General features: G+C 60.3%; 22 protein-coding genes. All 22 read right to left on the bottom strand.

Annotated elements, in window-relative coordinates:
- Positions 1–56 precede the first annotated feature (56 nt).
- Positions 57–1,100 carry a phage baseplate assembly protein gene (locus J1G18_RS18715; protein WP_223008249.1) on the bottom strand — a complete coding sequence of 348 codons (1,044 nt, stop codon included), beginning with the start codon at positions 1,098–1,100 and terminating at the stop codon, positions 57–59.
- 3 nt (positions 1,101–1,103) lie between these two features.
- Positions 1,104–2,339 carry a DNA circularization protein gene (locus tag J1G18_RS18710; RefSeq protein ID WP_223008248.1) on the bottom strand — a complete coding sequence of 412 codons (1,236 nt, stop codon included), beginning with the start codon at positions 2,337–2,339 and terminating at the stop codon, positions 1,104–1,106.
- Positions 2,326–4,224 carry a phage tail protein gene (locus J1G18_RS18705; protein ID WP_223008247.1) on the bottom strand — a complete coding sequence of 633 codons (1,899 nt, stop codon included), beginning with the start codon at positions 4,222–4,224 and terminating at the stop codon, positions 2,326–2,328. Before J1G18_RS18705 ends, J1G18_RS18710 begins: the two co-directional genes overlap by 14 nt.
- Positions 4,225–4,354: 130 nt before the next feature.
- Positions 4,355–4,651, bottom strand: coding sequence for a phage tail assembly protein (locus tag J1G18_RS18700; protein WP_003222226.1), 297 nt, complete (start codon positions 4,649–4,651; stop codon positions 4,355–4,357).
- On the bottom strand, positions 4,648–4,995 hold the full coding sequence (locus tag J1G18_RS18695) for a phage tail tube protein (RefSeq protein WP_007964335.1): 348 nt from the start codon (positions 4,993–4,995) through the stop codon (positions 4,648–4,650). The genes J1G18_RS18700 and J1G18_RS18695 overlap by 4 nt, the downstream gene beginning before the upstream one ends.
- Positions 4,996–5,062: 67 nt before the next feature.
- Entirely contained in the window at positions 5,063–6,559 is a 1,497-nt protein-coding gene (locus tag J1G18_RS18690; protein ID WP_223008246.1) for a phage tail sheath subtilisin-like domain-containing protein, read from the bottom strand.
- Positions 6,559–6,738 (bottom strand): DUF2635 domain-containing protein, encoded by a 180-nt coding sequence (locus tag J1G18_RS18685; protein ID WP_223008245.1) that lies wholly within the window; start codon positions 6,736–6,738, stop codon positions 6,559–6,561. The genes J1G18_RS18690 and J1G18_RS18685 overlap by 1 nt, the downstream gene beginning before the upstream one ends.
- Positions 6,735–7,319, bottom strand: coding sequence for a hypothetical protein (locus J1G18_RS18680; RefSeq protein WP_223008244.1), 585 nt, complete (start codon positions 7,317–7,319; stop codon positions 6,735–6,737). Before J1G18_RS18680 ends, J1G18_RS18685 begins: the two co-directional genes overlap by 4 nt.
- A gap of 158 nt (positions 7,320–7,477) precedes the next feature.
- A complete protein-coding gene (locus J1G18_RS18675; RefSeq protein WP_210558064.1) occupies positions 7,478–8,506 on the bottom strand; it encodes a phage late control D family protein in 1,029 nt (342 codons plus the stop codon).
- 9 nt (positions 8,507–8,515) lie between these two features.
- Positions 8,516–8,728 (bottom strand): tail protein X, encoded by a 213-nt coding sequence (locus J1G18_RS18670; RefSeq protein WP_096795852.1) that lies wholly within the window; start codon positions 8,726–8,728, stop codon positions 8,516–8,518.
- Positions 8,721–9,104 carry a phage tail protein gene (locus tag J1G18_RS18665; protein WP_047601251.1) on the bottom strand — a complete coding sequence of 128 codons (384 nt, stop codon included), beginning with the start codon at positions 9,102–9,104 and terminating at the stop codon, positions 8,721–8,723. The genes J1G18_RS18670 and J1G18_RS18665 overlap by 8 nt, the downstream gene beginning before the upstream one ends.
- Positions 9,104–11,359 carry a phage tail tape measure protein gene (locus J1G18_RS18660; RefSeq protein WP_223008243.1) on the bottom strand — a complete coding sequence of 752 codons (2,256 nt, stop codon included), beginning with the start codon at positions 11,357–11,359 and terminating at the stop codon, positions 9,104–9,106. Before J1G18_RS18660 ends, J1G18_RS18665 begins: the two co-directional genes overlap by 1 nt.
- A gap of 128 nt (positions 11,360–11,487) precedes the next feature.
- On the bottom strand, positions 11,488–12,069 hold the full coding sequence (locus J1G18_RS18655) for a phage tail assembly protein (RefSeq protein ID WP_027611060.1): 582 nt from the start codon (positions 12,067–12,069) through the stop codon (positions 11,488–11,490).
- Positions 12,070–12,223: 154 nt separating this feature from the next.
- A complete protein-coding gene (locus tag J1G18_RS18650; protein WP_007908799.1) occupies positions 12,224–12,730 on the bottom strand; it encodes a phage major tail tube protein in 507 nt (168 codons plus the stop codon).
- The gene (locus tag J1G18_RS18645) at positions 12,730–13,896 is read right to left on the bottom strand and encodes a tail protein (protein ID WP_047291938.1); all 1,167 of its coding nucleotides are present in this window, start codon (positions 13,894–13,896) and stop codon (positions 12,730–12,732) included. The genes J1G18_RS18650 and J1G18_RS18645 overlap by 1 nt, the downstream gene beginning before the upstream one ends.
- A gap of 2 nt (positions 13,897–13,898) precedes the next feature.
- Positions 13,899–14,084, bottom strand: a complete 186-nt coding sequence (locus tag J1G18_RS18640) for a hypothetical protein (protein ID WP_047291936.1) — start codon at positions 14,082–14,084, stop codon at positions 13,899–13,901.
- Between the two features lie 101 nt (positions 14,085–14,185).
- Positions 14,186–14,731 (bottom strand): DUF4376 domain-containing protein, encoded by a 546-nt coding sequence (locus tag J1G18_RS18635; protein ID WP_223008242.1) that lies wholly within the window; start codon positions 14,729–14,731, stop codon positions 14,186–14,188.
- Positions 14,732–14,740: 9 nt separating this feature from the next.
- The gene (locus J1G18_RS18630; RefSeq protein WP_223008241.1) at positions 14,741–17,209 is read right to left on the bottom strand and encodes a phage tail protein; all 2,469 of its coding nucleotides are present in this window, start codon (positions 17,207–17,209) and stop codon (positions 14,741–14,743) included.
- Positions 17,210–17,845 (bottom strand): phage tail protein I, encoded by a 636-nt coding sequence (locus tag J1G18_RS18625; RefSeq protein WP_134785554.1) that lies wholly within the window; start codon positions 17,843–17,845, stop codon positions 17,210–17,212.
- Positions 17,842–18,837 carry a baseplate J/gp47 family protein gene (locus tag J1G18_RS18620; protein ID WP_134785553.1) on the bottom strand — a complete coding sequence of 332 codons (996 nt, stop codon included), beginning with the start codon at positions 18,835–18,837 and terminating at the stop codon, positions 17,842–17,844. The genes J1G18_RS18625 and J1G18_RS18620 overlap by 4 nt, the downstream gene beginning before the upstream one ends.
- Complete coding sequence (locus tag J1G18_RS18615; protein ID WP_223008240.1) at positions 18,834–19,166, bottom strand: phage baseplate protein; 333 nt, start codon at positions 19,164–19,166, stop codon at positions 18,834–18,836. Before J1G18_RS18615 ends, J1G18_RS18620 begins: the two co-directional genes overlap by 4 nt.
- A 14-nt stretch (positions 19,167–19,180) precedes the next feature.
- Positions 19,181–19,789 (bottom strand): phage baseplate assembly protein V, encoded by a 609-nt coding sequence (locus tag J1G18_RS18610; protein WP_223008239.1) that lies wholly within the window; start codon positions 19,787–19,789, stop codon positions 19,181–19,183.
- Between the last annotated feature and the right edge of the window lie 2 nt (positions 19,790–19,791).

The following is a 19,791-nucleotide window of genomic DNA, read 5'->3' as shown; positions in this document are numbered from 1 at the left end:
GGAGCTGCTGACGCTTTCGCGAGCAAGCCCGCTCCCACAGGGGTTCGGTGTCAGGCTCAGGTTTTTTTCGGAGGCGTGGGATCAGGATCGAAGGTATGCGGTGGCGCCACTTGCAGCGTGGTCACCGAGCCCTGCGCCGACAGCGAATACGTGACTTTGGAAATCAGCATGTCGCTGTCGAAACCGAGCACCGGATCCGTGACCTTCACCAGCGTGTTGTGGCGCCACAGATCGCCATTGGCCTGACGCCAGCCCTGCACCTGATAGGTGGTGGTCTGCGCCCGGCCCATGCGGGTGGCGCTTTCCCATTGGGCGCGTTGCTGGGCCAACTCGAACGTCAGCGCGGTGCCCTCGTTGATGATCGTGGTGCGGCGGCGCGTGAAGCTCAGATCAGCCGCGCTGGATTGAACCTCGCTGACGGCCGCCCCGCTCCTCTTGTCCGAGCCTTTCTGCTGACCGATCACTCGGTATTCAGAAAACACCTGGCTCTGATCCATCGGCGCGTTCGCCGACAGAATGTTCTTGCCCAACTCCAGCGCGTCACTGGCCCGACCACCACTACCGGGCTTGGCCAGCACCAGCCGGCCCTGCTCGTCATCAGTGGAAAACACCCGGAACAGCGAGAGCAATCGGTCGATCGACTGGAACACTGTTTCGCCCGGCACGATGGTGTGTTTGGCGAGCCGCGCGGTCTCGGGAATTTCGTTGACCACGTACAGCGAGTATTCCGCCGCCAGAGCCTGGACGATGCTCAGCAGCGGTTGCTCCTGCCATTGGTTCGGCCGGTTGGTGGCTGCGCAATCGACCAGATCCTGAGTCTTGGAGCTACCCTCGATGCTCAGGCTGATCTGGCGTCCGTCGTAACTGATCGGGGCCTTGAACACGTAGCCGGTGAGCACCAGGTCCTGGCCGATTTTCACTTCGCACGGGTCACCCGGTTTGATCCGTTGATCCACCGTCTGCCCCGGCCACTGCCAGGTGATGTCGAGTTTGAAGGTGCGGAACTGGCGCTCAAGATCGGCGGTGATTTCCACGCTTTTCCAGCCGCCGTATTCCATGTTGTTGACGGTCAGCGTGACATGGTTATCCATCTCGCTCATGGCTCACTCCCTGGACACTTTTACGTCGTTGGGAGAAAAGCCCGGATGGTTCATCGCGTTGCTCTGCGTCACTTGAGTCACCCGTGTGGCATCGGCAAATTGCTTGTAGGCCACCACCAGCGCCGGCAGGCTTTCCTGAAACGATTTGGTGACCTGGCGCACACCGGATGACGCCACTGCCTTGAGATGCGCAATCAGCGCTTCCTTCACATCGTTGATTGCCTGGTGATGTTTGGGATCGGCCTTGTCCAGCATCGGGTCGATTGCCACCCCGACCGCCTTCTGCAGTGCTTTCATTTCTTCGGTCACCGGCACTTCCTGACGAGTCACCGGTTGATCCGCCTGATGCGCCACCGAAGGTGTCGACGACAGCTTCACCGCCGGAGTCGCCACCGGCATCGACGCCACCCATTGCGCGACTTTGACCAGCACCGTGTCCTGCACCAGATCGGCCATGGCTTGTGCCGCCGCGTTGGTGTCCTTGCCGGTGGTGATCTTCGGCGCATCAGCCTTGCGGATGGCTTCGAGTTGTTGGGACACGTCGGCAATCACGCCACGGTAGCCCTCCTTCGCGAATGCCTTGAGTTCCTTGATATCGCCGAGCAAGCCTTTGAACTCCGCCGCCACTTCCTTGGGCAACTCTTTGACCGCTTTGACCAGTTCGGTGATCTGCCGATACTGCTCGATCAGCGGTTTGAGCTGCTCTTTGATCACCTCATACACGCCGGTCAGGCTGTTGCGCAGATTGGCAATGCCGATCCGCGCAGCCTTGATCAACGTCATCGCCTGCTCGAAGCGCGCCACCGCCGAACCCAGCAAAGTGTCAGCCTTGGCCAACAGAACTTTTTGCGTACTGACCGTGGCGGTCGGAAACGGCAACGGCCGGTCCGGGTAAAACTTCAGACTGAACGTCACCAACCCGCCGTCCTGGCGGGTGTGGGTCATGTCGCATTCGCCGACCTTGACTTGCAAGCGTCCGAGCCACGGATGCACCAGTTCACCACTGCCGACCTCGAGTGCCTTGAGCAACTTGTCGCGCTGCTCCAGGCAATCGGCACCGATGATGAACGCCGTGATGTCGTGGGTCTTGGCCTGCTGGCCGAGATCCTCGAAATACGGCAGGTCGCGTTGCGGGTATTCGTGCAACTGACCTTTGCGACCGACCGGGGTTTTCGCCTGATCGATCCAGAATCCGACACCGCGAAACGATGCCGGCAACAAACGGTCACGCCAGTTCATTGGAACCTCCTGCCGACAGCGAGCGATAGCCGATGCGCGAAGACAGCGCCAGGCCCGGTTGATTGGTTTGTGGTTGATCGGTGCGCAGCCCCGCCGGTGCATTTTCGAAGCGCACGGTCAGGCCGCCTTCGAGTTGCGTACGGTTGTTGGCCGCGCTTTGCTGGATCAGGGCGCTGGAGGTTTGTGGCAGCGATCCGCCTTGCAGCGTTCCGTTTCCAGCAGGGGCGCTACTCGCGCCAAAGAATGCCGGCGCCAGCTCACCCTTGCCTTCGGCATTGGTCTGGCGCTGCGCTTGGGTCAGAGTTTCGACCTTGCCGGTGACCTTGGCGATCAACCCGGCGAAACCTCCGTCGAACAGCTCCTTGATCGGCGCGATGACGGTTTGCAGCTTTTGCCACAACTCGCCGAACCACCCGACAATCGGCCCCCAGCTCTCGATGATCTGATCCAGAGGTTTCCATTCGAACAGGGTGTGTAGAAAGTCCACGACCGGTGCAGACGCCGCCAGCACAACATCCCACAGCGCCGAAAAGACTTCGCCGACCGGCTGCCAGTACTGCGCAATCTGCTCCAGCGGCGACCACTCGAACAGGCTGCTGAAAAAGCCTTTGACCCGCTGCACTGAGGTTTGCAGTGCCGTCCAGATCGGTTCGAAGTACCCGACGACACCACCCCAGGCGCTGGTGATCATTTCCATCGGGAAATAATCGAACAGTGCCCGCAATGTATCCCGGGTGCTTTGCACCGCCGATTGCAGAGTCGTCCACAGCGGCTGGAAGTACGCAACAACTCCGCCCCAGGCGCTGGTGATCATCTGCATGGGCGAGAAATCGAACAACGACACCAGAAACTCTTTAGCCGGTTGCGCGACTTTTCGCAGGCCATCGAACATCGGCTCGAAGAACCTGACAACGCCACCCCACGCACTGTTGATCATTTGCATCGGCGAGAAGTCGAACAGGTTTCTGAGGAACGCCATCACCGGCACACTCAAGGCCTTGAGCAGTTCCCAGATCGCCGAAAACAGCCCCGTCAGCGGCGCCCAGTTTTCCAGGATCATGCCGGCGGGCGTCCACGAGAACACCGATTTGAAGAAGTCGATTACCGGCGCAGTGACGGCTTTGACCTCGTCCCACATGCCCGAGAAGAATCCCGCGACCGGTGACCACAGCGCCGCCAGTGCATCCAGTGGTCGCCAGTCAAGAATCGAGCGCAACGTCGCCATCGCACTCGCACCGATGTTTTTCACGCCTTCCCACATGCCTTTGAAGAACGCACTGATCGGCGTCCAGTTGGCATAGATCAAACCGGCCGCCACCGCGATGCCCATGGCGATGAGCATGATCGGATTGGTCTTGAGCACCATGCTCATGACATCGAACACTTGCGTGGCGCCGGTGACCGCGGTCTGCATCGCCGAGAAGGCGATAGCCCCCGCAGCCAGGCCTTCCACCAGTTGCGGGTTCTCGGCAAGCAGGCTGGCGACCTGAGTCAGCATTGGCTCAAGCCCGACGACCAACGCACCGACTGCCGGCACCAGCGCCGCGTCAACAGCAGCGGAAACCTTTTCCATCGACGCACTGAACACGTTCATGTTTTGTGCAGCGACTTTCGGCGCCGCAGGCAGGTCGACGGTTTTCGCCGTCTCGCTGACTTCAGTCAATTTGCCCTGAAACGCTGCCGCCGATTTGATCCCGTCCACGAACGGCGTGATCACGCTGCCGCCCTTGAACAGACCGCTGATATCCAGTTTGCCGAGGCCGGTCTGTTCGAGATTTTTCTTGAAGCTCTCGACCTTTACTCGCAGGGCGCCGAGTTTGGGCGACAGTTCATCGATGCCCGTGATCAGCACCGGTGTTTGCACTTTCTTTTCTTCGTCTGCCATCACTGCACCTGCTGCATCGCATTGATCCGTTGCGCGTGCTCCAGCGATTCGCGGAGCACATCCAGTGGCCTGGCCATCATCTGTTCGGGGTCAACCTTCCAGAACCAGGCCAGGTCATAGGCGACTGCGATCAGGTCGGTGATGGCTCCGACGCCGCACTCATGAAAAAACTCGCAACGGCCCAGCTCAGCGCGTTGAGATCAGCCAGATCGAGCTGGTTGACCGACGACGGCGGGATGCCGGCGCACACGGCGATGTATTTGGCCGCCACGTCCATGTCGAGGCTGACTTCTTCGCTTTTGTCGATCTTGTACGGCAGCGCCTTGATCGCTCGCACTTCCTGCACCGTCGGACGGCGCAGGACGAGTTCGGTCAGGGGCTCGCCGTGAGCTTCGATCGCAACCTGAAGCTTCACGGCGCCGCTCATTGCCAGGTCCCCTTGATGCCTTCGAATTTCAGTTCGATGGTGGCGTCATCGCCTTTGGATACCGGCTCTTCGACCAGATAGGCACCGGCCAGCACGTAGACTTTGCCGTTGCTGAATTCGCAGGTAACGGTGATGTCAGTGCCTTCGATCAGCTTCTTCAGCGGGAAGTCGGCGGTGTGCAGCGCGGTCACTTTGAACGACGGCGCGACGTCGGTTTCCTTGTAGAAACCCGGTACGACGGTTTCGCGTTTGACGGCCATCAGCGGGGCTTCGCAGCCGCCGTTGATAGTCAGTTGTGCACCGTCGACTTTGACGTAGCAGGTGCCTGCAATCACTTGACCCATGGTGTTACTCCCTTCAAATAAAAAAGCCCACCGGAGTGGGCTGAATGCTTACGGCCAAACGCGGCGATCAGGCCGCGTCGTCGTATTGCAGACGGAATTGGTTGAGCAGTGCGAACACGCGCAGACCGTTGATGTAATCCGGCGGGAACAGCACGTTCACGCGGCTCGGATCCTGTACGTCGCGCTCGACGATCAGGTGCTCGGCGAACAGCTCGGCGTTCTCCACGTGGCCTTCCAGTTCCAGCTTGGCGTACTGCGCGATCAGCTCGCCGCGAATGGTCGCCGGAGTGACGATCGGCTGGCCGGCGCCGAAACGGGTGCCGTCGGAAGCCAGTTTGTGCCGGCCGTACTTGCTGGTGATCACGCTTTGCAGACGACGCACGATGAACGCCGACTGGTGCATGGTTTCGCTGTCCAGGTAGGAGTTGTCGGCCTGACCGTAAGCGTTCTTCTGGTAGGTGGTGATCGAACGCTGGATGCGCACGTAACCGCCTTCGTAGTACGCGGTGGCAATGCCGTAGTTGAGCAGCGATTGACGCTCGGTCAGGGTGAAACGCTCGCTGGCCGGCGCCGGATCAACACCCGGCAGACTGCCGCTTTGGGTCGGACGGCTGGCATCGGCGGAGATGAACACCGCGGTGCGCGCAGCCAATGCGGCAGCTTGTACCCAGAACGGTTGCGGTACGCCCGGCTCCAGCGCCTGAATGGTCATGTGCTGATCGTTACGTGCCTGACCAGCAGCGACCAGCGTACCGACGGTGCCGCGCTTGGCGCTGTAGACGTGACCAAACAGTTGCTTGGCCCAGGACCAGCGACCGGTGCTGTCATCCATCACCGCTTGCCAGGTGTTGAGGGTCGACAGATCCGACCACGGCAGTGCGATGAACTCGAAAGGTTCGTCGCCCAGTGCAGCCACAGCTGCGACCTGGTCCGGTACACCGGCGCCGCCGGTCATGGCGGTGATCGCAGTGGTCAGGCCGGCCGGGGTTTCTTCGCCGTTGCTCTTGCCCAGACGATTGAACTGCAGGCTGATGTCGTTAGCGCTGTCGCCGGTCCATTTGGCGGTCAGGGTGACCACACCTTCGGCAGCCGCAGCGCTCACCGGCAGATCGGCGGTGGCGTTGACTTTCTGTGCCAGTGCGGTAGCCGCTTGAGCAGCGGTGGCACCGTTGACCACGGTGGCCTGCACACGCACACCAGCGACGTACAGGTTGAGCACGCCAGCCTGAGTCGCAGTGCCAGTCAGGGTCAGCACGCCTTTGGCGATGGCGCCTTCAGTGTTGTGCAGCGGCAGGCACCAGATCTCGCCGATCGGGTCGGCCTTGCGGAAGGTCTCGTACATCGAGGCGAGCATCGAGCCCTGACCGCCGATGCTTTTTGCCAGCGCAACGCTGGAGACCAGCACCAGTTTGCCGACTTCGGTCGGGGCGATGTTGTCGTTGACCTGAGCGACGATCAAACGGCGCATGGCCGAAGTCGCGCTATTGGCGGCCGAGTTGTCCATTTCGGCATAGAACAGCGGTACACGAATGTCCGCAGGGATGTTGCTGAATCCGATCGCCATTATTTGGCTCCCTGTGCTTTGACTTTTACGGTTTTGAGAGTGATATCGCCGTCGGCCAGACGTCGGCGCCACCAGGCGCTGTCCAGCACTTCACGGCCTTCTTTGGGCAGCAGATCGCCCGCTTCCAGGTCAGGCACGGCACGGCCAGCGGCCGGCAGTACGGTGATGCGATTGCTCATGGGGTTACGTCTCCAGAGAAAGTCAGTTCCACGCGCCCGTCAGGGCCCGGGTGTTTCAGATTGAGGTCGGCCGGGTCGATCGCATCGACCAACACGGTGACCCCGGTAAAGGACGACAAACCGTCCAGTTCACGTTCGTGCCAACTCTCCGCAGGCTGACTCGGCAGATTGCGGCCGAGCTGGAACTCGGTAAAAAAGCGCAGCCGATAGAAGGCCCGGCTGCTGTTGATCGAGACCATCTCGCCGCCGTCGTAGACGATGGCGCTGTAGTCATTGCCCGGTTTGAATCCCACCAGCGCGCGCCACAGTTCGGCGCGCAGGTCGTGCAACAGATCCAGCGCTTTTGTGCTGTCGCTGGCGTCGAGCGCCAGGACGATTTCGAAGCGGTCGCGGATCGGTTGCGCGGTGAGGTTTTGTGCGGTGCTGGTGCTGGCGAGATCCGCCAGGGGCAGAACATGGGCCGAGGGTGTCGGCAGATCGGCATTGCCTTGCAGCAACGCCAGGTCGACACCCACCGCAATGCGGTTGGCAAGGTTTGGGCATTGCCCACGCAGCTGCGTGAGGATCGGGGTGATCTTCATGGTGGTGTTCCAGAGTTGAAATGAGTTGCAGAAAACACCGCGAATCCCCTGTAGGAGTGAGCCTGCTCGCGATGGCGGTGCCACATTCACAATCAATGTGCCTGACACACCGCTATCGCGAGCAGGCTCACTCCTACAGGGGACTCGTGGGTGTGAGATCAGTCTTTGGCTTCGGCTTTCGGGTCGAGGCACGCGGCATCGATCACGCAGCGATAGCTGTTCTCGCGATTGCCGCTGGCGGTGACTTTTTCGATCGACCAGCGCCCACGCATGAAGTCCGGCCAGGTCTCATCGAGCAGCACAAGGCCTTCGGCGGCCAGCAGTGGATTGCCGGGGCAGGTGATTTTCACCTTGTATTTTTGCCGGAGCATCTTGCGCACTTCGCCTTCGCCGACGGCGATCGCATCGGCTTCGCTGGGTTGTTTCTGGCGCAGGGTCTTGAACGGCGCAAGCCCCGTTTCAACCCAGCGCAACACGCCGGCAGCACCATCCCAGAAACAGGTCTTGCAACCCTTGGTCTGCTCGCGGGCAGACTCCTCCAGCGTGGCGCTGACGAACGCGTGATCGCCGGGACGGTTGTTGCTGGTCACCGACAAGGTCACGTCCGCCAGCACCTGGCCCGACAACGATTTGGTCTGGCCGGGACGGGCCAGCACGTACACGTCGTTGTAGGGTTTGGTCACCGCGTTGTACTTTTTCGCCAGGCGCGTCAGAAAGCTCATGTCGGTTTCGTTGGACTGGTCGACGTGCTCGATTCTGATCATCGCCACCTCTGGCGCAACGCGCGGTGAAAAGCCATGGCTCGACACCAGTTTGCGAAACAGCGCACCCAAGGTGGTCGGGCCATGACTGGCCGTGCGGCGTTGCTTGAAGCCCGTCTCATCATCCTTGCTGAACGGCGCCGCCGTGGCCACCAGCGTCAGGCGGAACGGGAACAGCGTCGGCGTCAGGCGCGTCACTTTGAACTGGCCCTTGTCGACCATTCCCGACTCCAGATAACCGACCTCAAGGCCGATTTTTCCGCCCAGATCCGGCAGCCCTTCGAGGCCTTCAAGATCAATCGTCAACGTCAGCTGATCGGACTCGAAACCGGCTGCGTCGATGTGTTCCCAACTGATCAGGCGTTGATTGAGCAGGGCCGAATGGGCCCCGTAGAGTCTTACCGCCGGGGTGAAACCCAGTGTCATGCAACCTCCTTAATCCCAGGCCGTGAGCGGTTTGATCGTGGCCGGTTTCGAGTCGAGTTCCGGCAACGTGACCCAGACGCCCGCAGGCAGGATCGGGCCGTGTTCGGCCAGGGTCGGGTTGAGTGTCCACAGAGCTTCTTCGGCGGCGTCATCACTGCGCCCGGTTTCGCGGTAGAGCAGCAGATTCACTGAATCACCGGCCACGCTTCGTACCTTACGCATTGTTGAACTCCGTTAATCCGACCACCCACTTGATCACCATCGCGGTGCCGTCATCGATGACCTCGCTCTGGTTCTCGTCGATGCTGTTGATCCGCCACAGACCCCAGTTGCGCCCGATACCGTCAATCAACGGCAGCGGCACACGCTGTGCCTGAAGTGCGCGTAACTCATCGAGTCGATCCATGGCCACGGCATACATCGAGGTGCCGCTGATGGTCAGCGATTCCGCTTTCTGCCCGGTCTGACTGGACTTGGGTTTGCTGGTCAGGATCTGGATGTCGCTCCAGCCACCGTCGGACTTTCGCGCCAGCGTGCTGTAAGCAAAGTTGCGCGACAGGCCGAAGATGAAACTGCCTAGAGCCATTTGTTGTTTCATCAGTCGACTCCATCGGTCAGGGCTGCGTCACGGCGGGTGGCGAGGGGGTTGTTTGTCAGCAACGGCAGGAACTGGCCGTGGAATTGCCCGCTCAGTTGTTGCCCGATAATCGTGCGAATCTGCTCGGCAGTATCTGGCGCCGGACAGGTGACCTGGATCAGTGGGGAGAAGGTGACTTGCTGGTTTTGCGTCTGCGCGCTCGGCAGTTCTTTGGCAACCTCTACCGGCGGGGCGAGTTGGTTCGGTGCAGGCGTCGCGAGTTTTTCACCCAATGCGCTTCCCCACTGATTGCCATAGTAGGTGCCAGCTGCTCCGCCAACCCCTCCACCGACAAGTGCCCCGGCAGGACCGGCGAAAGCCCCCAGGAAGGCACCAACGCGCGCCCCCAGGTAATTTCCAGCAACCCCACCCACCAGGCCGCCCGCTCCTCTAGCTGTTTGTTTGCCATCGGCATCGAGCAAGCCGTTGACCACGTCCATACCGGAGTCGAGCATCATCAACGGCATACTCAGAGGGCCAGCTACACGACCGATACGGGCACCTTGACTGACCAGACTTCGGCCTGGACCGGATGTCAGGTATTTAGCTCGGTCAAGCGCAACGGATCCCAGAGTCTTGGCATTGTTAAGCCCAGCGGAACCCCAAGTCTTGGCATTATTCAGCGCAACGCCCCCCCAAGCCTTCGCACCGTTAAGCGCTGCGGAACCCCAGGATATGGCAGTTGTGCCGACGAACTTGAGGTTGTCGATAGTGGATGTCGTTCCTCTAATGCCCTTGGCCAGCATCGATCCAGCGACCTGCACGCCCTTGATACCGGCAATACTCAAAATCAACGTCCGCGCGAGCTCCGGTGACTCTTCAGCCATGCTGCTCAAGCCATCGGTCGCCCACGCCATCACCCCCGTGAGCCTGTCAAAATCAGGCAGCACAGCAGCGCCAGCGGAGCTAAGGAGACGATCTTTCTGAGCGGTGAAAATGTTCCAGCCCGTTTGCGACGTATCCGACAGCTTCAGCGCAGCCTGATTGACTGCTCCGCCCTCCTCGCCTCGCGCCGAGGATGCGTACTGCTGTTTATCTTTGACGAGATCAAATGCACCTCGCACATCAGCGCTGCGCTCGAGCATTTTCACAACCGGCTGGTCGATCGAAAAAAGCGTCATCGCCAGGCTGGCTTGCTGCTCGGGGGATTTTGTCTTCAGCGCTTCAAGCACCTTGAGAATCGCGCCGGGGGCGTCCCCTTGCATCTGCGCAGCGAGGGCCTTTGGATCGAGGTCAAGTTGAGCGATCACCGCTTTCTGACTAACTGATGCGTTGTCGCCCAACGCCAGCGTCGTGGTGATCCTCTCCAGTGCCACTCCGGCGTCAGCCCTGTTGACGTTGACATTGAGCATTGCCGCAGCAAAAGCCGCAGTCTGTTCGGGACTCAGCCCCGCACCTTTTGCCGAAGCGCCGTAGTTGCTGAGGATCGAACCAATGTCAGCCACCGTGGCACTCAATCGGCTTCCCAGCACGCTGGTGGCATCGGCGAGGTCGAGGGTCTTGGCTCGGTCGAGCCCCATTGAGGTGCGCCAGCCGATCAGCAGATCCGCAACATCCGGCGCCTTCATCTCAAAGGCTGTGGCCGTGATGCCAGTGTCTCGGGTGAAATCACTGAGGTCTTTTTGCCGGGCGGCTTCAGTCTTCTGATCGCTACCAACCCCACCTTTGTTACCGGCATACATCACGCCTGCCAGATCCAGCACCGTGGTACCGCCGGCTGCCACTTTGCGCTCGGCGGCCATTTTCTCCAACGACACCCGCAACGCATCGCGTTGATCGCCCTCAACGCCTGCAACCCGTCCCAGTCGCGCCATCGCGCTATCAAGGTTGATCGCTGGCTGCAGGTATTTGAAAGGTTGCGTTGCGCCATTGACGCCTGACGGTTTCGACTCAGCTCCCACGGCCGCGCTGCCCGCTAGTGCTGGCCGGTCATTGAGAGACTGTTGCAGCGAGCGCTGTGAAATCAGCACAGCGTGTATCGACCCCAACACATCCCTGAGCTGAACCTGCTCGGGGGTCAGATTTCGCAATTCGCTGGTGGCATCGGCCAGCGCCAGGCTTAGCCCGGCAACACTGCCGTCAAAGTTCGAAGCAGGTGTTGCGGCTCCTGCTGACATCGTCGGAGCCATCAAGGCGGCAGTCTTGCTGGCCGTGCTCAATGCCCGGGTTTCTTGATTGACCTCAGCGAACGTCAACGCATAGTTATCATCTGCCATGCCGCTCTACTCCTGTTTCACGCCAAGGCGAGTGATCGCTATGTCGTAGCGGCGCAACGCCTTTTCGGCGTCCCATTCCAGAATCTCCGCTTCACTTACCGGGTAAATGAGCGGGACGATATCGAGGATTACTTCGATGTCGCGTTCCGAAAGTAGGCCGCCGGCTGGTTTAAAAAATCGTCGATGCGCACCTGCAATTGGGTCCAGTCAGGGACGCTCAGCTGGGCCAGATCGGGGATCATCAGACCGGTGCAATGGGCAGTGATGAACTCGGCGCGTTCTTTGGCCGTTTTCAGTTTTTTCATCACTTTGGTGGCGCGCAGTGCGGGCATTTCCAGCGACAGCGAGGTCACGGTGCGGCCAGTCACGGCGAGCGGTTGCAGCAGCTGCACTTCGTCAGGATCGTCGGACTTTTCCGCGTCTTCGACCTGCTCCAGAAAGTACGACGCCGGACGGGTCGACATCTCGTGCACGTACTGGGCGATGCTCACGTAGTCCGGGCGTTTCAGCTGGTCGAGTTCCTTGACCGACAGGCCGGTGGCGAGCAGCGCCAGTTCGAAGAACTGATCGTCTTCATCATCGCCGGCGCGTTCCAGCGCTTCTTTCTGTGCGGCGTAGAACAGCGGCTTGAGCTGGATCTGCTCGATCTGCGCGCCGTCGTCACCGGTGATCGGCGACAGCAGGTCATGCTTGGGTGGCATCCACGACATGTATGAATTCCTTGGTGATTCTTGAGGGGGTGTAGCAATCCCCTTGTAGGAGTGAGCCTGCTCGCGATGGCGGTCTTTCAGGCACATTGATGTTGAATGTGCTGGCCTCATCGCGAGCAGGCTCACTCCTACAGGGTTTGGGGTGTATCGAGGGTTACGGCATCAGCACCGCACGGCGCGCATCACCGAGGATGTCGACGCCGTTGAGCACGAACTTCTGGGTGCGCACGTCGATGTCGATCACCGGGATGCCGTTTTCCAGGCGGTTGTAGGTGCGGCACGAGAAGTCCAGCGTCGTCAGGGCTTTGCCGCCCATTTTGATTGCGTCTTCACCCATGGTTTTGAGCTTGCCGCCGATGGTGTGATAGGTAAACCAGGTGTTGCCGTCCTGATCCTGACCGGCTTCACGCACGTTCAGCAGAATGTCGTCGCCCAATTTCACACCCATGGCGAGCAACACTTCGGCGCCCGTGCCCTGCAGCTTGATCTGAGCATTCAGCGGCTTGGCACTCTTGGCCATTTCCTCAACGATGAAGCGCCCGCCCGTCATGTTTTCCATGTCGAAATCGATTTTCGGCGGGGTGAATTCCTCCACGGTCGCCGACAGCGGCAGGCCTTGCAGGGTGGCCGCGATGGCCTGTCTTACGCGGTTGGTAAACATTAGAGAACGTCCTCCAGGAACTGCTCGATGATTTCATCGCGGGCGTTGAGTTGATAAACCATGTGTTCGTTCGGCGCGTAGCGGCCGTAGTCGATGACCACGTACCAGGTGCCGTTCTTGTACTTCTCGACGCTGTTGAGTTCCGGGTGCAGGTACACGCTGCCGCCAGGAATGGTTTCGTCGGCGACCAGGGTCTGCAGCCAGTCGTTGATGCGCTTGACCTCCTGATCCATGAACGACTTGGTCAGGTTCTTCGCCATGGCTTTCTGGCCGGCCTTGACCAGCTTGCGGCTGATCGCATCTTCAAGGCCGACGTAGCTGATGAACTTGCCGGTAATCGAACGGTTACCCAGCAGCGAGAAGCCACCGAGCACGGTGCGGGCGTAGTAGCTCACGCCGTAGCGGTTGAGCAGATCGCCTTCGGTGGAGGTGTCGAGGATGTTGTATTCAACGACGCGGGACACGTCTTCGGCGTAGGTCACCTGGTTGCCCGGGCTCTCCCACTGCTTGACCTTGGCCAGCGCGGCAATCGCCAGGCTGGACGGCGCGAGGAAGACGTTTTTCTTCGCGGCTTTCGAGTACACGGCGGGCATGTTGTGCACCACCAGGCAACGGTCGAAGCCTAGGTCGGCGCCGCCCAGTTCCTGGCTGTAAGTCACTTGATCTGCGACCGAGGCATCCTTGCCGTCCAGCACCACACGGGCCTTGATGCGCTTGCCGAACGAGGCGAACTCGCTGGCCACCGCTTTGGTGCCGGTGAAGCCTGGCGCGCCGATGATGGTCAGGTCTTCCGGGACACTGCCCAGTGCCGCCAGACCGAGCTTGCGGCCGGTGGTTGGATCGACACCGCCGATCACTGCGTTGACGGTGTCGGCCGGGGTCGCGCCCGCTTCGACGATCACCACGTAGACCGGCACCTTGACCACTTTGAGGATCTGGTAAACCGCGTGATACAGCGTGCCCTCTTCGGCGCCGGTCGGATCGAGCAGCGCGTGAGTGGTGAAGCTGTTGATGCGGAACGGTGCGTTGCGCGGAATCAGCGGATCGGCTTTCGGCGCGGTGCCGACCAGACCGATGACGTTGTCACCCAGGCCACCCATGGCCTCGGGGGATTCGGTGGCATTGACGGTAATGCCGTTGTGCTCGAAGTTCAAAACCTCAGCCATGTTCAGTCAGCCTTCTTGGCAGCGGCCTTTTTGGCCTGGGTGGTAGGTGTTTTCAGTTCCAGTCGACCGGCGCTGTGCAGGGCACTGGCCTCGACGTCGAGCAGATCAAGGTCTTGACCGACGCTCGACCAGTGCCCACCGCCGGTGGGGAATGGGACGAGCACGGTGTAGGTTTGGCGGGTTGCCATTTTTCGTTTCTCCATAAACGGGAAAGCCCCTCGTGGGGAGGGGCTTGGCGGGTGTTGAAATGTTTTTTGGCGGGTAAGAAAACGCCCCGGGTTCGGGGCGTTTATTGGAGCGCGGGGATTGGAGTTATTGGCACGGAATCCGGCCAACCTTCCTTGAGCATTTCATCCGAGTAAGTGCCTGCCTCGACAGCTTGAAGCAGCGCCAACTCACGGTCGAAGCAAGCCTGGACGTGCGCCCTGACAGCTTTCGCAATTGTAAGAATCTGCTGCGCTCCAATTTCTATGAAACCTTCGAGTGTTTTGAAATTGCAGCGATAGTCAGGATCAAGCATCGCCGAGAGTCCAGCGCCGTAGATCAGCCCTGCGCTTTCGCGCGAGGTCGCGATCGACAGACCGTCCACTGACACAGCAGAATCCTCGCGTTCGTAACGCTCCGCAGCGATCCTTTGCGCATAGTCAGGAGCCACTTGTGAAAAAGGCTGCTTGATAATCTCGTCGTCCACTTGACGCCAGATACCATCGGTTTCTTGCGTCAACCTGAGAAACAGGTTTTGGTCGATTTTCACTGCTGAGACGGGGATCTGATGAACCCCTTCGATCAGACAGGTTTGCAAGTTCGAATTTTCGTCAAACAGTGCGTATTTCATGATCTCTCCTTAACTACCCACCGCAACCCAATGGAAGACGGTGACCCCAGGAAATGTATGTTTTCCATAAAATGCATTGAGATTTGACACGCCGACGTCCACATACCCGTTCACTGCAGAGCCAGGCGTGTAGTTCAAGGTGGCATTCAAGCTGTACATGGCATTTGGAAAAGCGATCGGGAAGGCAGTGGTGATATCCGTACCACCATTTCCAGAGACCCTGCCCCACTGAATAATTAAGCCACCGAGCCACGACGGGAAAATGATGTAACCGTTGATAGCTTTGAGGATTTGAAAGCCCCAGCGCAGTTTTTTAGGCGTCACGATTGTGCTGTCGTCAGCACCAGCGTCGGTCTGCTCTTGGGTTGAAACTTTAGCCGTGCCTTGTTTGATTTCGGTCGCTTGTTGCCCCAGAACGGCTAGCGCCGCGATATCAACGCTTCCTTGATTGACCGGTGCGTTCCAGGCTTTTATGCACCACATCACTGCCAGGTTGCGCGGGCGGGTGCCAACTAAGTGCCCCTCTGTAAAAAGCGCCGCCTGATTCAGCGAGACAGCGGAATTGATTTCGCCAGAAGAAAAGAAGGCGGCTGGATAATCGGCCGCAGACGCAACGTCGCCCCCAAGTACCGGGTGAGACTTCCCGGTACTGTCTGGATTGAGCTTCCACGATGAGACTGCAGCCTGGATGGCCTGCCCAGTCGAGGTAACTGCATCGTGTGCAACCAACGTCGCTTTTTGCCAACTGCCGATTGTCCGGCCAGCGTCAACACCGCGCCCATGATCCCAACCACGCAAGAATTCGCCACGTGAATCCGGTAGCCGGAAATTGCCTATCCCCTCGTCTCCCTTGTTGTAGGTGCTGCCGAGAAACGCCGCCAGATCCGGATAAGTCGCAATGCTCTGCACGCTACCATCCAGCTCCAGATAACCCGGCGCAACGATCCCGGTCGGGAATGCCAGAACCGCCCCCACCGGAACGGCGGATTTGAGTCGTTCGACTTCCTTGGCCAGTGCGGCTACATCGATGGTTCCCTGATTGACCGGGGCGTTCCAGGCTTTGATGCACCACATGACAGCGACGTTACGGGGCCGAGTTTCGGCACCACCTCGGACTCCAGTGGTAGCCATCTGCTGCCCTTCTCCCGAGTACGTCGGAGCACCAGATGAACTCGTTCCGTGATACGCCTGAATCGTCGGATACTCATTACTCATGAAACCAGGGCGATTACTTAGTGGCGGATGATTGTGCGACTTGAAGTCATCAGTCTGATACGTGCCAACACCTCGCCCCGCATCCACCCCACGCCCATGATCCCAACCACGCAGGAACTCACCTCGCGCTTCCGGCAAACGGAAATTCCCGACACCCTCATCGCCCTTATTGAACTTGCCACCCAGATAAGCGCTCAAGTCCGGGTAAGTCGCGCTGCTCTTGACGCTGTTATCCAGCTCCAGAAAACCCGGCGGCGGTGCATCCACCGGGAACGCAACAATCGAACCCACAGGCAACGCCGATGCCTTGGCAATCAAAGCTTCGACTTCAGCCTTGGTGTAGGAATCCTTGATCCCGAACCCGGCCAGCGTTTCAGGATTGGCCCCGGCAGTCGCCCGACCATACTCATCAACGGTCAGACTCTTGTAAGTGCCGGCAGCAATCCCTGTGCGCCCCGCCAACATCTTGAACGTCAGCGCAGTAGTGCCAAGGGTAATCGGCGCATTCGTGGTCAGGTGCCACAGCGAATCGCCGTTCGCCGTACCCTCCTCGACCATGACCGTCAGGCCCGGCGTGACCTTGGCGCTGGTATTGGCATCAGTCGCCCGCACCCAGTCACCGTTAGCCACGATCCACAGGCCGTTGTCCTTGGCCAGGGTCTGGTTCGCCAGCAGCACACGGTCGCCGGAAATCACGGCGACACCGTCGATCTGCTGCGCACCGTTCAACACGATGTTGGTGGAGGCCGCAACGCGCACCGATTGCTTGCCATCGAGTTTGCCGAGTTCTTCGGCCAGATAACTCATGACCCAGGCACGGGTGGCCTTGACCACGGTGTCGTCGATCAGCAGCGTCACCAGGGATGCATTGCTGGTCTCGAAAATCGAGCGAATGTAGAACTCTTTGCCCGAGCCCGAAGTCGCCAGAACCGGTTTGAACGACTCCGGATATTTGACGATGGCGTAGAGAATCCCGGTGTCGGTCCACAGCCCGGCTTCACGCACGTACCAACCGCCAACGTCCGGCGGAATGGTCACTTCGGCGAGCAGCCAGCTCGGGTTCTTTTCGTCCTGGAACAGGGCATTGAGCGGCCCGCGCCAGACTTCGCGTTTCAGCGCGGTGGCGGTCGCGGCCGGGTTGTAGACCGCGCCGCCGCCGTCGCCGACAGAAATCTGCGTCAACTTGATCGGCACGCCCGCGGCCTTGCACGCCGTTTCGTAGGCAATCCCTGCGTTGGTGAGCAGGGTGTAATAGTCAGCCATTCAGGCCCCCTGAGGATAAATAGTGGATGTTTCGACGGTGTACATCGCGGCGGCCATGAACGCCTCGCCAGAGGTTTCGAGCCCTTCGATGAACACTGGATAAACCGTGGTCAGCTCACCGCAGAAAGTCGCGGCGGCGATGGAGTGGCTGCCGAACGCGCTCAAGCCAACCGTCACCGAAAGGATGTCCCGCTCGCTCTTGGCATCAGCCAGACGCCGGTCGAGACGGGCGTCGATTTCTGCGCTGTAGGGTTGATCGCTGAAAGCGCGCACCCTGAAGCTGTAAGGCACGCCGGGAGGCGTCTGTTCGTACCAGGCGCGGACTTCGGGGCGCAGTTGCAAACCCTTGGCCGCGTTCTCCAGCGCCTTGCGAGTGCCGGCCTGCCGCGCGGTGGGCCAGGCCAGTTCGACGGTCAGGCGCTTTTCCGCTTCCGGTGCGCTGGTGCTCCATTCGGCGACACCGCGATCCGCTGCCAGATACGGCAGAAATGCGACCGGCGTTTCGCTCGGGTTCATCAGTTCGGGGAACGGCGGCGCGATGCGATCAAGCAGTGCGCCAAAGCCCAGATCCAATCCACGTTCGAGTGCCGAGCTGTTGGCCGGCAGCAACGTCGGGCTATGCGTTGGCTCATTCATAGCGTCAGCACCTCGACCTCGACCGCCGTGCAGTACGGTGCCTGAAACGCAGTGGTGACGATCGGCGCCAGCGGTTCAAGAATCTGCAGTTGTACGGCGCCGGCGCTGTGCAACGTGTAGTCGATCCAGCTCGGATCGACCCGCCCTTCGAGGCGATGGCAACTGTCGGCGTAGGCCTGCAATTGCTGTTGCGCGGCGACTTTGGTCAGGCCCGAATCGGGACCGGAATTGATCTTGGCCACGACACGAATCTTGTAGCGCTGAATGTCGGCTGCCTTGACCGTGACCAGATCGGTTTCCGGTCGCACATCAGGGCGGGCGAAGTGCTGACGAACGCCATCCAGCAACGCTGCAGACGGAGTGCCATCGCCGTCTCGCGACAACACCGTGACCTGCACTTCGCCCGGCGCAGTACGCCGACCGTTGCCGTCCTTGACCTGTGCCGCAAGGCCATCAGGGTTGAAGGTGTAGGTGACACTCACCACGCCAGCATCGCTGGATTCGACCTTCACCGTTGGCCGTTCACCGAGGGTGAATACCTCGCGGCGATACTGCATTCGCGAGCCCGCTGCCGGGGCATGCGGCGCCAGGTAATAGCGCAGCCGGGCGTCGTCATCACTTTCATAAATCGGTGGTATTGGCGGGAAGGCTGCCGGGTCACCCGCATCGAGCAACTGTCGCTCCAGGCCCATGTCCGCCAGCCGTGCATCGAGGTTGCTGCCGGTCGCCCACCACGCCAGCATCTGCTTGATGCGGGCGTTGTATTTGCGTTCGTGGGTTTGCAGGCGCACGCAGAAAGCCTCAAGCGCCAGGGTCAGCAGTTCGCTCTCGTTGTCGAGGCTGGTCTTGAGTTTCGCCGCGCTTTCGGGCGCTCGGGCGCCGACGTACTCGACGACGAAGGTCTTGAACTCGGCGAGCAGGTCTTCGAAGGCGTCGACGGTGATCAGCGCCGGTTCGGCCAATTGGTTCTGGCCGGGGATCAACATGCTCATGTCACTACCTCGAAGGTCTGTTGACGGTTTTTCCAGGTGCCGGCGAAACGCAGCAGCAGACCGGCGCCCTGACGGCTGGCGACGATCACGCTCGGCTGAAAATCGCTGATCCCGTTCTGCGCGTTGTAGAACGCCTGAGCCGCGTGGCTCTGGGCCAGAAGCAGAACGTCGTCACCGAGGTTCTGCCCCAGCAGCGTGGGGATCAGCGAGCCATAAAGGGGCTTTTTTTGCCGGGTGCCCAGCGGCGTGGTCAGGGCCCGGGTCGCGCGCTGCACAAACTGCAGCCAGTCGTCGACCGTGGCCCCGGAGTCTCTATCGATTCCGATCATGGGAAGCTCTTGATTCAGGGGCTGATGACGCGGCCCTGGTGATCCACCAACGGGCCGCTGAAGTGCACGCCCGAGGCGTCGATGCTCAGGCCGACGCCGCCCAGTTGCAGGCTGATCAGCTGCGGCGTCATCGTCAGTTGCGCCGGGCCGATGCTCAGTGCAAGCGACTCGCGAGAGCCACTGAATGCGGCAGGGCCGTTTTGCCAATGCAGGGTATGCGTGGCGTCGTCGTAGCCGCTTTCGCTACCGTCCTGATGTACGCGGCGAGTCAACGTCGGCACATTGGAAACGGGTGGAAACCGGTCACTGTTCAAGCCGAACAACGCCACACTTTGCGCCCCGCTTTCACCGCTGCCGTAATTGAACAGCAGACACTGTTCGCCGACGCTCGGAATCCGCGATTCGCTCTGCGCCCCGGCGCTCGGGTTGAAGAACTTGATCGCCGGCGTCAGCAGTCCACCGTGACTGACCTGGCAGGTGTTGCTCGCCGCATCGACTGCCTGACAGACGCCGATGCGACAGAAACTCTCGGCGCGGCGGTGCAGGTCGTCGATCTCCGCTTCCATCTCCGCCAGCCGCTCGATGATCGGGCCCAATTGCATGCGCAGTAATGCGTCGAACATCG

It is taken from the genome of Pseudomonas sp. MIS38 (assembly GCF_019891575.1).
GTDB lineage: Bacteria > Pseudomonadota > Gammaproteobacteria > Pseudomonadales > Pseudomonadaceae > Aquipseudomonas > Aquipseudomonas putida_A.
This window is presented reverse-complemented; position numbering and strand designations above follow the sequence as displayed.